Genomic DNA, 14,268 nt, shown 5'->3' with positions numbered 1-14,268 from the left:
GCCGCATGAAATCATGATGGAGAGCTACCGGATGCAGGATGCCCGCACCGCGCCCGCGCCGCGCCCGCGGCCCCGTTGGTGGACCGAGCTGCCGCTGCTGGCCCTGGTGTACGGAGCCTACTCGGCGGGCCGTCTGGTGGCGCGCGGCGACGTGTCGACCGCCGTCGACCACGGGCTGAGCATCCTGCGGATGGAGAAGGCGCTCCGCATCAACTTCGAGCATCCGCTGAACCGGCTGTTCACCGCCCACCCCTCCATAGGCATACCCTCCGACTTCGCGTACGCCTCCCTGCACTACCTCGTCACACCGGTCGTCCTGGTCTGGCTCTTCCGCCGCCGCCAGGAGATATACCGCAGGGCCCGCACCTGGCTGATGACCTCCACGATGCTCGGCCTGATCGGCTTCACCCTGCTGCCGACCTGCCCGCCCCGGCTGCTGGAGGCCCGGTACGGCTTCGTCGACACCATGGCGCAGTACAGCTCGTACGGCTGGTGGGGCAACGAGGCCAGCGCCCCGCGCGGCATGGGCGGGATGACGAACCAGTACGCGGCGATGCCGAGTCTCCACGTCGGCTGGGCGATCTGGTGCGGCATCCTGCTGTGGCGCCACAGCAAGAACCCCTATGTCCGGGCCGCGGGTGTCGCCTACCCCGTGATCACCGTGCTCGTGGTCATGGGCACGGCCAACCACTACTTCCTCGACGCGGTGGCGGGCGCCGCCGTGATGGGGGTCGGGGCGCTGCTGGCCCGGCCGCTGATGCGGCTCGCGGACCGGATCGCGGAGCGGTTCTCCGGACGTTTCCCCGGGCTCGCCCCGAAGGCGGAATCCCCGATTGTCAGTGACGGGTGCAAGACTTCGGCGGGTGAGCGAATCCCTGGCCAGCGGACCACCTCCGCAGACGCCGTCGACGCCGCGGCAGGCGGCACCCCCCGGGCCGGTTCCGGCGCTCCCGCGGGAGCGGCCGACGACACTCCGGCAGCGGCTCGCTGAGCTGCGCGGACCAGCTGTCCCGCCGCGTCCGCTGGACGCCCGCGCGCTGGCCGCCCTCGCCGCCAACCCTGGCTGCCGCCGCCGCGCCCTGCTGGACGGGGCCGGGGTCGACAAGGCGGCGCTGGCGACGGCACTCGGCGCACCGGCGCCGTTCGGCCAGTCGCAGTTCGCCTTCGTCCGGGGCAACGCCTTCGAGGCCAGGGTCAAGGCCGACCGGGGCACGGAGCTGATCCGGCTGCTGCACGAGCGGCTCGGCCCCGGCGGCGAGCCGCCGCGCGGGATCGCGGTGCCGGACCTGACGGCGGCGGGCCCCGAGGGCCGCGCGGCGCGTACGGCGCTGGCGCTGCGGGAGGCGACGGAGGCGGGCGGCTGGGCGCTGCTGGACCACCCGATGCTGGCGCTGGAGGTGGCGGGCTCCCCCGCCTACCTGGAGCCGGACGCGGTGGCGGTGCACCCGGACGGCACCTGGACGGTCGTGGAGATCAAGTCCTTCCCGATGATCGACGGTTCGGCCGACGCGGCGAAGGTCGGCGCGGCGGCCCGCCAGTCCGCCGTCTACGTACTGGCGCTGGAGCGGGTCGCGGAGCGGACGGCGGGCGCCGAGGTGAGCCACCGGGTCCTGCTGGTCTGCCCGAAGGACTTCTCCAACCTGCCGACCGCCTCGGTCGTCGATGTGCGCAAGCAGCGCGCGGTCACCCGGCGTCAGCTGACCCGGCTGGCCCGGATCGAGGACATCGCGGCGGCCCTGCCCGAGGGCGTCACCTTCGATCCGGAGTGCCCCCGGGAGCGGCTGGACGCGGCGGTCGAGTCGGTCGGCGCGACGTACGCCCCGGAGTGTCTGGCCGCCTGTGAGCTGGCCTTCCACTGCCGGGCGAAGGCGCGCGCGGCCGGTGCGGTGGAGGCCCTGGGGCGCAGCGTGCGCGGGGAGCTGGGCGGGCTGACCACGGTGGGCGAGGTGCTGGCGGCCGCCGCGGGCAAGGAGGGCGATCCGGCGGACCCGACGGTCGCGGCACTGCGGCGCGCGGCGGCGTTGCGGGCCGAGGCCCTGGAGGGCGGTGCGGCATGTCGCTGATCGGCACGCTGGCCCGGCTGGAGGCGGTGGAGAGCGGCCGGGCGCAGCCGCTGGCCACGGTCCGCCACCGCCATCTCACGGACCGGCCGCTGGTCCTGGTCCCGCTGACCACTGCGGGCGAGGCGGGCGCTCCGCTGGGCGCGCTCGTCGGGACGGACCGGGAGGCGCCCCTGCTGCTGACGGTGGCGCAGCCGCGCGACCGGGACCTGCGGTTCGCGTTCCTCGCCGAGCTGGCCGAGGCGGTGCTGCCGCACATCGAGTCGTACGAGGACGTGGTCGAGCCCGCCGAGCGCAACGAGACCGATCCGGGCACGGGCAAGCGCGCCAAGGTCGAGGTCGAGCTGTGCGTGGACGCGCCGCAGCTGATCGTGCCGAGCCGGGCGGGCATCGAGTACGTCCGGCTGCTGGGCCGTTCGATGCGGTTCCGGCGCACCGCCGAGGACGATCCGGACGCCCCGTTCCCGGCGCCCGCCCGGGTTCCGCTGCTGGGCCGCTGGCTGACGCATTACGGGGAGCGGGCCCGGGTGCCCGGCTCCTCGCTGCTGCTGGCCGCGACCGATCTGCTGAACCGGCACTGGGCGACCGGGCAGAGCAGTCTGGAGGACCAGCACCTGGGGGCGCTGCTGGCCTGGATCGACACCCCCGCGGGCGAGTCGGGCGCGGCGGCGGCGTACCGGGCGGAGCTGGGGCGGGACGGCGAGGGACAGTTGCTGTGCCCGCCCGCCGGTCCGGCCACCGACCCGGCGTTCGACAACCGGCTGCTGGCTCCCGCCATCGAGCGGTACGACCGGGCGCGGACCTCGCTCGCGGCGGCCGAGGACGGTCTGGCCGCCGATGCCCGGCTGGGTGAGCTGACCGCCGCCGAGCGGGACATCAGAGCACTGCTGGCAGGGGTGACCCGGCCGGTCTGGGACGCGGTGTGGCGGGCGCTGGACGTGCTGCGGGAGGTGCCCGAGGGGGCCAGGGCCGAGGAGCGCTGGACGCGGGACCGCTGGTCGTTCACCGGGCACCGGGACCGGGTGCGCTCGGGCGAGCCGCCCCAGCCCCGCCGGGACGACGCGGTGACGGCGGCGCAGAAGCTGGCCGGGCGGGAGACGGCCCAGGCCCAGCTGGAGGCGCAGGAGGCCCTGGACGACCCGCTGGTGCTGGCCGGACGGCGGCTGGCCGGTGAGGCGTTCGTGGCGGAGGTGACGGAGGTGGTGATGGCGTACAGCGAGTCCAAGCGCCCCGCGCCGCGCCCGCTGCTCACCGTCCGTACGGACGAGCAGCCGCATCTGGGCGAGCGCACCAAGGTGTACCGCTCGCTGGACGGCAAGCCGCAGACCGCCGAGTTCGTGGCGTACGCCGGGCCCGGCTCCGGCGGCGGGGGCGCGCCGGGGCTGGTGCTGCGGGTACTGGACCGGATGGGCCGGGGCAGGGAGCCGGCGCCGGGTTCGGTGCCCGAGCCGGGCGACCGGATCGCGTGGACGCTCTTCGAGCACGACCAGCGCGGCGGCCCCAAGCTGCCCGACCCGCAGGACACACCCTGGACGCACGGCGGGCCGCCGGGAGCGTCCGGGCACGCCGAGCATCCCGACCCGGTGACCGCGGAGGATCTGCTGTGACATCTGCTGCGACGGACGTTCTCGGCTTCGGCCTCGATCCGGGCACCCGGGCCGCGCGGGCGACGGAGGCGATCCTCGCCGACACCCTGGGCGGTACGGAGCGCGGCATCGTGGTGGACTCCCCGCCGGGGGCGGGCAAGTCGACGCTGGTGGTGCGCGCCGCGCTGGAACTGGCGGCGGCCGGGCGTCCGCTGATGGTGATCGCGCAGACCAACGCCCAGGTCGACGATCTGGTGGTGCGACTGGCGGAGAAGGAGTCGCAGCTGCCGGTGGGCCGGTTGCACAGCAGCGATTCCGACCCGTACGACAAGGTGCTGGACGGGCTGGACAACGTACGGAAGTCGGCGAAGGCGGCCGATCTCGCCGGGCTCGGCATCGTCATCTCCACGGCCGCCAAGTGGGCTCATGTGAAGAACGTCGAGCCGTGGGGCCATGCGATCGTCGACGAGGCGTACCAGATGCGGTCGGACGCGTTGCTGGCCGTCGCGGGGCTCTTCGAGCGGGCGCTGTTCGTCGGCGATCCAGGGCAGCTGGACCCGTTCTCGATCGTGGGCGCGGACCAGTGGGCGGGGCTGTCGTACGACCCGTCGGCGAGCGCGGTCTCCACGCTGCTCGCGCACAATCCGCGGCTGCCGCAGCACCGGCTGCCGGTGTCGTGGCGGCTGCCCGCCTCGGCGGCGCCGCTGGTGTCGGACGCGTTCTACCCGTACACCCCGTTCCGCAGCGGGACGGACCACGGCGACCGGCGGCTGTCGTTCGGTACGGCGTCGGACGGCTCGGCTGCGGACCGGGTGCTGGACGAGGCGGCGGAGTCGGGCTGGGGCCTGCTTGAGCTGCCGGCCCGGCACACCCCGCGTACCGACCCGGAGGCGGTGCGGGCGGTGGCCCTGGTGGTCCGCCGGCTGCTGGACCGGGGCGGCGTGGCGACGAGCGAGCGCTCCCCGGACCCCGCTCCGGTGACGGCGGACCGGATCGCGGTCGGCACCGCCCACCGCGACCAGGCGGCGGCGGTACGGGCGGCCCTGGCGGAACTGGGCGTGAGCGGTGTCGCGGTGGACACGGCCAACCGGCTGCAGGGCCGCGAGTTCGACGTGACGGTGGTTCTGCACCCGCTGTCCGGCCGCCCCGACGCCACGGCCTTCCACCTGGAGACGGGCCGCCTCTGTGTACTGGCCTCGCGCCACCGGCACGCCTGTGTCGTGGTGTGCCGCGCGGGGGTCACGGAGCTGCTGGACGAGCATCCGTCGACGGAGCCGGTGCAGCTGGGCGTCACGGTGAAGTTCCCCGACGGCTGGGAAGCCAATCACGCGGTCCTGGCCCACCTCGCGGAGCACCGGGTGTCCTGGCGGCCGTGAGCGCCGGATGACCACGGCCGGGCCGGGCCCGCGGGCCCGGCCCGGCCGATGACCGCTGCGGCGCGGGCCGGTCGGCGCATCCGGGCGTCCGGCCCGGCGCGTCGCCGACGGCGGTCGCCGGGGACCGGGTCAGGTGACCGTCAGGGTCATCGGTCCGCCCGGCATCGGGGTTCCGTCCGGAAAGCCGAAGGACGAGGAGTCACGCGCCCGGTCGGACAGCCGCAGGGCGATGGTGTACGTACCGGGGGCCACGCTGGACGGGAGGGGGAAGGAGATGGCCAACGGGCCGCCGAAGGTCACCGGGGTGCCGCCGGTGACGGCGGGGAACCACCGCTCCGAGGAGTCGATCAGGTAGACGCTGTAGCCGTTCACGCCCGACGTGGTGCCCGAGACGTTGACGGTGAGGCGGAGGTCCGTGGAGTGGTCGGTGGCCGGGATGGTGGTGTGCGAGAGCGTGGCCCCGTCGATCTCGGGCAGCACCGTGTTGGGTGCCGAAGTGATCGTCAGGCCCGTCTCCGGCGCGTGGTGCTCCGAGCCGTACAGGGCGACGTTCCCGGCGCCGTCCGTGATGATCAGGCCGGTGACGCGGCAGGTGAAGACGGCCGACGGCACCTCGTACTCCACCCAGACGGTTCCGTCCGCCGCGGTCGTCGCCGTGGTGGACTTCTGCCGGCAGCCGGTGACACTGTCGGTGTCCACGATCGCCGACGTGATCCCTCCGGTGCCCCCGTGGGGCCGGAAGCCGACCTTGACCGTCCGTTCTCCGTGCCAGATGTCGGCCGGGTTCGGCGTCGCCGTGAAGCCGTCCGCCGAGAGCACGTCGTTGGAGGTGACGTGGACGGGTGCGGCCGAGAGGCCGCCGTAGGTGCTGGTGCTGCCCGCGTTGTCGGTGAGCTCGACCTGCGAGACCGTCCACGTTCCTGATGCCGTGTGCGCGGGGAAGGTCACGGACACCCGGCAGGATCCGGCGTACGTCTGGCCCGAGTCGATGTATCCGCAGCCCTGGTAGCCCTCGTCCTGGGACCATTCGATGGCGAACGAGCCGGTCAGGTGCTGCCCTCCGGGGCCGGCCAGGGTCAGGGTGCCGCCGGAGACACCGGCCGCGGGATCCCGCACGTCCAGCTCGTAGGTCATGCTCGCCTCGTTCTCGCCGACGTAGAGATACGGCTGTCGTCCGTAGCTCGTCGCGAGGTTCTCGTACGTCGGCCCCTGGGTGTCGGCGAGCGTCCGCGCTTCGAACGTGGCGGGGAGGGAGCCGGGCCCGGCGGCGTCCCAGTGCAGCGAGGTGCCCTGGCCGTCCCAGGCCTCCAGACGGGTGACAGCCCAGGTGGCCTGGGTCTGTGCCGCGTACTGCGGGACGGCCAGGGTCCACTCGTACGTGGCCTGCTGAGGTGTCGAACCGGGCACCAGGGTGATGTCCTGCCCGTAGGAGCCCACATCGTAGGAGCCGACCAGCGGCACACCCACGTACGTACCGGCCGTCGCGCCCTGGCGGCGCAGGTGGACCCGCGCGTTCATGCCCTCGGCCCCAGCCGTGGTGTCCGTCATGGTCCAGCGGAGCGTGACCGTGCTGCCGCCGGGCGTCGCGTCCACCACGGGCGGGGTGAAGTCCATCGCGGTGACGGTGATGGCACCCGTCTCCTGCGCCGTCGCGGCGCCTGTGAGCGACGTCAGGGTCAGCGCGAGCCCCGCCCCGATCGCCGTGATCATCCGTCTCAGTCGTATGCGCAACTGCGGTCCTCTCCTTCGGACTTCCTTGTGCCTCCGCACTCCGGGCAAGCGGACTGTAACAGCGCGGTCACCAGTCCGTTCGAAGGAATTTCGAAGGAATCGGCTGACGGGGCGCCGCTGGGCGGCGGCCCGGGGCGTCGGCCCCGGGGCGTCGGCCCCGGGGGCATCAGGAGACGGCTGCGGGCCCCGGCACCACGTGCCCCGGCCCGCGCACGCCTCGCGGCAGGGGGCTTGCAGGGCGTTGGACAATAGAGGGTGGCCGTCAGGACGATCCGATGATCCAAGGAGGCACCACCACATGGCACAAGCCGAGCGGAACGGGCAGCAGCGGCTGCGCCCCGCACCCCTGCTCTTCGAGCCGTCGGAGGCGGTCGCCGATCCCGAGCACTTCTTCGACCTGGAGTCGATGGACGATCCCCGGGAACTGCTGTCCCGCGCCACCGAGCTGAGCCTGGCGTTCCGCGCCGCGACCGACCGTGCGGTCGAGTTCCAGGCGGTCGCCGCCGCTCAGCTCGCCGATCCGCGCCGGTTCGACCGGCTCACGACCGCGGACATCGCGAAGCGCGCGCAGTGGACCGAGGACTATGCCAAGAAGATGGTCGAGTTCGGCCGGAGCCTGCTGAACGGCACCGCTCCCTGACGGTCGCGGCAGCCCGGGGCCCGTACGCCGGTCCGGCGCGTACCGGCCGGGCCTGACTCCGGGTAACACCTCTGGCATATGCCCGAGCGCAAGATACTCCTCCCCTCCCCAGCCTGTCCCGGTTTCCGGCAACTCTCGGAACGCGACCGATCACTCCCGGTAGATATGTCGGCATGACCGCATGGCTACCGGACCACACGACCCTGTTCCCCGGCGACACCTCCCACCACCGCCCGCATCACCGCACTGGCTTCTTCACCGGCCCCCGGGACCAGACGGCGAACCAGACGGCGCAGGTCACCGCGGCCGGTGCCGCCTGGCTCGCCAGCGCCGCCGCGTATCCGCGCAGCACGCTGGCGCAGTGGGAGGCCCGCCCCGCCTCGCCCGGGGTGCTGCCGTGCGGATCGGCCTTCGACGTGGTGAACGTGCCCACGCTCTTCGGGCGCCGGATGCTGGAGCACCTGTGGACCGACGGCCCCGGTTCGGGTCCGGTGGCCACGCACCGGGGGCGGATGCTGCTGTTCGCCTCGCCCGGCACCGCTCAGCGGCTGCCCTCACTGCTCGACTGGGAGGAGTGGGGCGGCTGCGGCGGTCCGGGGCCGCGGGAGCACAGCCGGAAAGGGGACGAGCGAGTCCCTCCGCTGCTCTGCCACGGCACCGGGGACGCGGTGACCGTACCGCCCCTGACCTGCACCTCCGCCGCGCCTGGGCCCCGCTGGCTGGTCGCGCCGGACACCCGCACCCCGTGGCTGCCGGGCCCCGACGTACTGCTCTGGGCCTGCGTGCGGGTGGCCAGGTCGGCACCCTCACCGGCGGCCAGGGATTCGATTTTTCCTCCCGCCGATCCGGATGCTAATGTCTACGACGTCAGCAGGCGCCGCTAGCTCAGTTGGTTAGAGCAGCTGACTCTTAATCAGCGGGTCCGGGGTTCGAGTCCCTGGCGGCGCACAGACGGAAGAAGCCCCTCGCAAAAGCGGGGGGCTTCTTCGTTGTGCACGCGTCCGTCGCCACCTCATGGTTTTCCGGTGGTGATGTGGATCGTCCAGGCGCCGGACGCGGTCCGGTCGGCGACCTCGATCCGGGTGTGCCCCTCGGGGAGGGTGTACGTCTCGCCGACGCGCAGCGGGGCGTCCGCGAGCGGGGCGTAGACCGAGCGGTCCCAGCAGGCGTCGGTGCGGGGGTGGGTGTCGATGACCTGGACCGGGCCGCCGCCGGACGGGGTCTCGTTGCGCACCCGGTAGAGCAGGACTCCCTCGGTGCAGGTGGTGGCGTCGTTGCCGGTGGAGCCGCGGGCCTCGATGGCGACGGCGGTGTTCTCGCCGGTCCTGATCACCGCGAGCCGGGTGCCGAGGGAGGCGCCGGGGCCGGGCGCGGCGGCCATCGGAAGCAGGGTGAGGTCCCGGCCGCTCTGGACGCAGACCACCTGCCGGCGGTCCAGCCAGCCGAGCTTCCACTTGTGCCAGCCGAAGAGGTCCGGCGCGAGTCCGAACTGGCTGCCCATCACGTCCCAGTCGCCGACGTAGGTGTCCCAGTCCCCCTTGCCGTCCGACGGCCGGTGGTAGAGGTCCGGCAGGTCGAAGATGTGCCCGGTCTCGTGGGCCAGCACGTTGTGGTCCGGCGGGTGCTGTTCGAAGACGGTGACGACGCGGCGGATGTCGGTGCCGTCGGCACGCAGCGGCCGGTCGAAGTTGACGACCTTGGTGGCGTCGGAATCGACGCCGGGGGCGTCGGGGTCGGCGACCAGATAGACGATGTCGTACCGGGAGAAGTCGACCTGCGGATCGGCGGCGGCCACGGCGTCCCGCAGGTAGCTGCTGCGCCGTCCGTCCTCCCAGTCCCGGTGTATCGCGTACTGGTCGGACGCCTTGGGCATCCTGATCCACTGGTCCACCGGGTGCGCGCGCAGCGTGAACTTCCCGTACGAGGCGCGCCGGAAGAACTCGGTGGTGGCGGGGAAGTGGTCGGCGGCGAGCCGGGCGGGGGCCATGGCGGGGCGGTGATCCGGGAAGGAAAGGAAGACCATGACCGCGTCGAGCGGGTGGTCGGGCCGAGGGTAGGCACTGTTCCAGCCGTCGACGCCGAGCGAGTGGTGCGCCTCGGTACGGGGCAGGGCACAAGGGCCCCCTCCGGCGGTGGCGGCCACGGCGGGCCCGGCGACGAGGGAGGTGGCGGCGAACGCCAGGAGGGAGGTCGCGGCGGCACCCATCGCGCGCAGGCGGGACCGCTCCACTCCCCCCGATCCGCGCGGACACGGCACAGCTACCTCCGGTACCTCCGGGTACGAAACGCGGTCACCTCACCCACCCTGGGCCGGGGCCGGCGTTTCGGCCCGCTGGGCTGCACCAGTCGAGTCAGGGACCGAGTACGCCCCTGACCCTCACAGAACGTCACATTCGATCAATGGCGCATCGTGGGAGAAGGTGAACGCTCGCAAGTGATCGGTTACGGGCAAAACGGAACCTTGCGTGAAGGGCGCGTGCGGGGCGTACGCGGGGCGTGCAAAGGTCGGACGCTGGAACGGCCGACACACCAGCCTCTATGCTTCACCAGGCTTTCCCACGTGGTTTCCGCCTCACACCCAGGCGCCCCACGCGGCGGGCCAGTCCGGCCACACCTGTTCAGGACAGAACTGCACGGCGGGAGCGAACGGTGAGCGGAACCTCCGAAGGGGCCGCGTCCGCGGCGGGCACACCCCGGTGTTCCGTGGGACCGGCGGCCCCCGGCTGTCACGTTCCGTGGCCACCCGCCGGGGCCGGGGGCTCCGAGCAGCACGGCTACCGGGCCGCCTTCCTGGCCGCCACGCTCCCGATGGCCGTCGTCGACCACGAGGGCCTGGTCGTCACCGCCAACGAGGCCCTCGGCAACCTTCTGGGCCTGCCCGCGACGGCGCTGACCAGCCAGTCCGCCGCCGACCTCCTGGATCTCGCGGCGGACGGCCGCACCTGGCACGCGTACCGCGAGGTGCTGCACGGACGGCGGGCGCGCTTCCGGCGTACGCACCGGCTCAGGCACCCCGACGGGCGCGCGCTGTGGGCCGAGGTCACCGTCGTACCGATGTCCGCGTGCGAGGGGCGGGAGGGCTGCTCCCCGGACGAGGAGGCGGGGCGGGTGCTGCTGTCCGTGTCGGACGTCAGCGACCGGCGCGAGCTCCAGAAGCGGCTGCGCCACCTCCAGATGCACGACCCGGTGACCCGGCTGCCCAACCGGACGCTGTTCTTCGAACGGCTCTCGGCCGCCCTGGAGGTCCCGGCGAGCCGGACTCCGGCGGGCGAGGATCCGGAAGACGGCTCCGCGGCCGGTGAGGGCGACGGCCTCGGGGGGCTCCGGGTCGGGCTGTGCTACCTGGACCTGGACGGCTTCAAGGCCGTCAACGACACGATGGGCCACCGGACCGGCGACCGGCTGCTGGCCGCCGTCGCCGCCCGGCTCGCCAAGTGCGCCGCCCAGGTCGGCCCGCACCGCGGCGGGGCCCGGCTCGTGGCGCGCCTCGGCGGCGACGAGTTCGCGATCCTGGTCGAGGACTCCGCCGGTACGCGGCAGCTCACCGACCTGGCCTGCGCGGTGCTGGCCGCCCTTCAGCAGCCCTTCGACCTGGCCGGGCAGCGGATCTCGGTGTCCGCCTCGATCGGGGTGGTGGAGCGGCCGGTGGCCGGTACGTCGGCCACCGGCCTGATGCAGGCCGCCGACACCACGCTGTACTGGGCGAAGGCGGACGGAAAGTCCCGCTGGACGGTCTTCGACCCGGAGCGCAACGCCCACCGGATGACCCGCCAGACGCTCTCCTCCACGCTGCGCCCGGCCGTGGAGCGCGGCGAGTTCACCATCGAGTACCAGCCGCTGGTCGGCATGGCCGACGGGGTGGTGCGCGGGGTGGAGGCACTGGTCCGCTGGAACCACCCGCAGTTCGGGATGCTCTCGCCGAATCGGTTCGTCGCGATCGCCGAGGAGGACGGCTCGATCGTCCAGCTCGGCCGGTGGGTGCTCCAGTCCGCCTGCCGCCAGGCCCGGCGCTGGCAGCTGGAGCATCCCGCCAATCCGCCGCTGTTCATCAGCGTCAACGTGGCCGTGCGCCAGGTCTGGGACTCCGACCTGGTCACCGATGTGGCGGAGATCCTCGCCGAGACCGGGCTCGATCCCTCGCTGCTCCAGCTGGAACTCACCGAGTCCGCGGTGATGGGCTCGGCGGGCCGCCCGATCCAGGCGCTCCAGTCACTCAGCGACATGGGGGTGCGGATCGCCATCGACGACTTCGGCACCGGCTACTCCAACCTCGCCTATCTGAGCCGGCTGCCGGTCTCGGTACTGAAGCTGGACGGCTCCTTCGTCCGCGGCTTCCGCTACGACGACGGCGCGCACCCGAGCCCGGCCGACGAGACGATCGTCGAGGCGATGGTGCAGCTGGCCCACCGGCTGGGCCTGACCGTCACCGCGGAGTGCGTGGAGACGGCCGGGCAGGCCGAGCGGCTGCGACGGATCGGCTGCGACACCGGGCAGGGCTGGCTGTACTCGCGCGCGGTGGCCCCGGAACGGATCGCCGAGCTGATCGGCACAGGTCCGTTACGGGGCTGAGCGACGCGTTCCGGGGCCTGCCGGGCGGGTGCCGTCAGAGCGTGGGCAGCCCGTACGCGTCCGCGATCAGCTCGTAGCTGCGCATCCGGGCCTCGCCGCCGTGGGCATTGGCGGTGATCATCAGCTCGTCGGCGCCGGTCCGCTTGGCCAGGTCGTCCAGGCCGGTGCGGACCTGGTCGGCGGTGCCGTGCACGATGTTGGTGAGCCAGCTGTCGACGAACTCCCGCTCCATCGGGCTGTAGTCGTACGCCTCCGCCTCCTCGGGTGTGGGGACCAGTCCGGGGCGGCCGGTGCGCAGCCGGACCATGGACAGGGCGCCGGAGAGCACCTGGCGGCGGGCCTCGCGCTCGTCGTCGGCGGCCAGCGCGGCGACGCCGATCAGCGCGTACGGGGCGTCGAGCACCGCGGAGGGCCGGAAGGAGTCCCGGTACAGGTCGAGCGCCGGAATCGTGTTCTGGGCCGAGAAGTGGTGGGCGAAGGCGAAGGGCAGGCCGAGCACCCCGGCCAGCCGGGCGCTGAACCCTGAGGAGCCGAGCAGCCAGACGGGCGGGCGGCCCGGCGACTGGACACCGCCGTCGGCCGTGGCCTGGACCGGACCGGGGACCGCGTGGATACGGGCGTACGGGTGGCCGTCGGGGAAGTCGTCGTCCAGGAACCGGGTCAGCTCGGCGAGCTGCTGCGGAAAGTCGTCGGCGCCTTCGTTGAGCCGGTCGCTGCGGCGCAGGGCGGCGGCCGTGGCGCCGTCGGTGCCGGGGGCGCGGCCGAGGCCGAGGTCCACGCGGCCGGGGGCCATGGCCTCCAGGGTGCCGAACTGCTCGGCGATCACGAGCGGGGCGTGGTTGGGCAGCATCACACCCCCGGAACCGAGCCTGATCCGCTCGGTGTGCGCGGCGAGGTGGGCCAGGATGACGGCCGGGGAGGAGGAGGCGACACCGGGCATGGAGTGGTGCTCGGCGACCCAGTAGCGGTGGAATCCGCGGCGCTCGGCGAGCCGGGCCAGGTCCACCCCGGTGCGGAGCGCCTGGGTGGAGGTGCGGCCCTTCCCGACGGTCATCAGGTCCAGTACGGAGAGCGGGACGGGGGCCGTTCCCTCCGCCCTGCCGTGGATGCCCGCGTCGTCGTGCCCGTCGTCCCGGGTCCGGTCGCCCCGGATCTCGCCACCGCGGCTGTCCTCGGCGTGGTTTCCTCCGCCTCGGTGCCCGTCGCCGCGGTGCTCGTCGCCTCGAATCTCGTCCACTTCCTGGCCTCTTTCGGTGATGCGTCCGATTCCGGCCCGTACGTCCGGCGTCCGGGGGCCGGTGCGCATGCCCGGCGTCCGGGAGCCGGGAGCCGGTGCGTGCGTCCGCGCCCGGGAGCCGGTGCGTGCGTCCGGGGGCCCATAACAGGAGGTTGTCTCCGTTTATTCCCGTACGTCGCTGCTCCGCGCGCCCCCGCCCCGCCCGCTGTGGGCGCGGGCCCGGCCCTCGCCCCAGACGGCCACCGGGGCGGGCGGTGCCTCCCGGCCCGCGAAGAGCCTGCCCAGTCTCGGGGACCAGGCGCGGCGGCCCGCCAGCCGCAGCCCCTCCCGGACGGTGACCTGGTTCCCGGTGAGGACCGGTTTGCCCAGGAGCTCCTCCAGCTCCGCCTCGTGCCCGGCGGTGTGCAGGGCCGTGTCGGACAGCAGCACCACGTCCGCCTCCGGCCGGTCCGCCGCCGTGGCCAGCTCCTTCACCCGGTCCAGGTCCCAGGCGGCGGCCTCGGCCGCCGAGCCGAGTCCGGCGGAGGTGGTCGCGGCCACCTCGACGCCGGCGGCACGCAGGAACGCGGCGAACGCTCCGGTGACCTGCTCGGAGTAGGTGGAGGCGACGGCGACCCGTCCGGCACCCAGTTCCCGTACCGCGTGGGCGAAGCCGAAGGAGGTGCTGGAGGCGGAGACGCCGACCGCGCGGGCCAGGGCCCTGGTCTGCTCGTGGGCGCCCTCCCACCCGTACAGGAAGCTGCCCGCGACACCGGCCCACACGACGCACTCGGCACCGGCGCGCTGGAGGTCCGCCACTCCGGCGGCCAGCCGGCCGGGCTCACCGGTGCGCAGCAGCGCCTCGGGCCCGTAGGCGTCGTCCGCCACCTCGGTGTGGTGCACCACCAGCCGGACGGCGTCGAGCAGGATCTCCATCCGCGGGTAGTCGTCCTGGGCGAAGTGGCCCGGGTAGAGGATTCCGACGGTCGTCATATCCACGTGTCCGACCTCCTGTGCCGTCCGGGGCCTTGTCCACTGCTGTCCGGGGGGCCTGCCGGCTGCCGTCCAGGTCCTTGTCGGCTGCCGCACG

11 protein-coding genes and 1 tRNA gene are annotated in these 14,268 nt (G+C 73.6%); 8 read left to right on the top strand and 4 right to left on the bottom strand.

The genetic code is table 11. The annotated features are described in order from the left end of the window. The first annotated feature begins 31 nt into the window (after window positions 1-31). The 4 genes from ACFVWY_RS19200 to ACFVWY_RS19185 are packed head-to-tail and all read left to right on the top strand — an operon-like array spanning window position 32 to window position 5,022. A complete protein-coding gene (locus ACFVWY_RS19200; RefSeq protein ID WP_389873829.1) occupies window positions 32-991 on the top strand; it encodes a phosphatase PAP2 family protein in 960 nt (319 codons plus the stop codon). Continuing rightward, complete coding sequence (locus ACFVWY_RS19195) at window positions 876-2,063, top strand: hypothetical protein (protein WP_389873826.1); 1,188 nt, start codon at window positions 876-878, stop codon at window positions 2,061-2,063. The genes ACFVWY_RS19200 and ACFVWY_RS19195 overlap by 116 nt, the downstream gene beginning before the upstream one ends. Continuing rightward, entirely contained in the window at window positions 2,054-3,667 is a 1,614-nt protein-coding gene (locus ACFVWY_RS19190) for a hypothetical protein (protein WP_389873610.1), read from the top strand. Before ACFVWY_RS19195 ends, ACFVWY_RS19190 begins: the two co-directional genes overlap by 10 nt. Next, on the top strand, window positions 3,664-5,022 hold the full coding sequence (locus ACFVWY_RS19185) for an AAA domain-containing protein (protein ID WP_389873608.1): 1,359 nt from the start codon (window positions 3,664-3,666) through the stop codon (window positions 5,020-5,022). Before ACFVWY_RS19190 ends, ACFVWY_RS19185 begins: the two co-directional genes overlap by 4 nt. A 129-nt stretch (window positions 5,023-5,151) precedes the next feature. On the opposite strand, the gene ACFVWY_RS19180 is transcribed toward ACFVWY_RS19185, so the two are convergent. Continuing rightward, the gene (locus ACFVWY_RS19180; RefSeq protein WP_389873605.1) at window positions 5,152-6,753 is read right to left on the bottom strand and encodes a hypothetical protein; all 1,602 of its coding nucleotides are present in this window, start codon (window positions 6,751-6,753) and stop codon (window positions 5,152-5,154) included. A 298-nt stretch (window positions 6,754-7,051) separates the two neighbouring features. Here ACFVWY_RS19180 and ACFVWY_RS19175 point away from each other — a divergent pair, with 298 nt between their 5' ends. The 3 genes from ACFVWY_RS19175 to ACFVWY_RS19165 all read left to right on the top strand — a co-directional run bounded on the left by ACFVWY_RS19175 (window position 7,052) and on the right by ACFVWY_RS19165 (window position 8,341). Continuing rightward, on the top strand, window positions 7,052-7,393 hold the full coding sequence (locus tag ACFVWY_RS19175) for a hypothetical protein (RefSeq protein ID WP_389873602.1): 342 nt from the start codon (window positions 7,052-7,054) through the stop codon (window positions 7,391-7,393). Window positions 7,394-7,566: 173 nt separating this feature from the next. Then, on the top strand, window positions 7,567-8,277 hold the full coding sequence (locus tag ACFVWY_RS19170) for a hypothetical protein (RefSeq protein WP_389873600.1): 711 nt from the start codon (window positions 7,567-7,569) through the stop codon (window positions 8,275-8,277). Next, window positions 8,268-8,341 (top strand) — tRNA-Lys (locus ACFVWY_RS19165). The genes ACFVWY_RS19170 and ACFVWY_RS19165 overlap by 10 nt, the downstream gene beginning before the upstream one ends. A 64-nt stretch (window positions 8,342-8,405) precedes the next feature. Here ACFVWY_RS19165 and ACFVWY_RS19160 read toward each other — a convergent pair. After that, window positions 8,406-9,599 (bottom strand): M6 family metalloprotease domain-containing protein, encoded by a 1,194-nt coding sequence (locus ACFVWY_RS19160; RefSeq protein WP_389873823.1) that lies wholly within the window; start codon window positions 9,597-9,599, stop codon window positions 8,406-8,408. A gap of 602 nt (window positions 9,600-10,201) precedes the next feature. Between ACFVWY_RS19160 and ACFVWY_RS19155 the strand changes: the two genes are divergently transcribed. Continuing rightward, complete coding sequence (locus ACFVWY_RS19155; protein WP_389873820.1) at window positions 10,202-11,962, top strand: putative bifunctional diguanylate cyclase/phosphodiesterase; 1,761 nt, start codon at window positions 10,202-10,204, stop codon at window positions 11,960-11,962. Window positions 11,963-11,996: 34 nt separating this feature from the next. Here the strand turns inward: ACFVWY_RS19155 and ACFVWY_RS19150 are convergent, their stop codons facing one another. Both ACFVWY_RS19150 and ACFVWY_RS19145 read right to left on the bottom strand, forming a co-directional pair. Further along, window positions 11,997-13,199 carry an LLM class flavin-dependent oxidoreductase gene (locus ACFVWY_RS19150; RefSeq protein ID WP_389873598.1) on the bottom strand — a complete coding sequence of 401 codons (1,203 nt, stop codon included), beginning with the start codon at window positions 13,197-13,199 and terminating at the stop codon, window positions 11,997-11,999. Between the two features lie 162 nt (window positions 13,200-13,361). Then, window positions 13,362-14,171, bottom strand: coding sequence for a decarboxylase (locus tag ACFVWY_RS19145; protein ID WP_389873818.1), 810 nt, complete (start codon window positions 14,169-14,171; stop codon window positions 13,362-13,364). Window positions 14,172-14,268: the final 97 nt, after the last annotated feature.

This window comes from Streptomyces sp. NPDC058195 (genome assembly GCF_042883525.1).
GTDB lineage: Bacteria > Actinomycetota > Actinomycetes > Streptomycetales > Streptomycetaceae > Streptomyces.
Note: the sequence above shows the minus strand (reverse complement) of the source record. Positions and strands in the feature narration are given on the sequence as shown.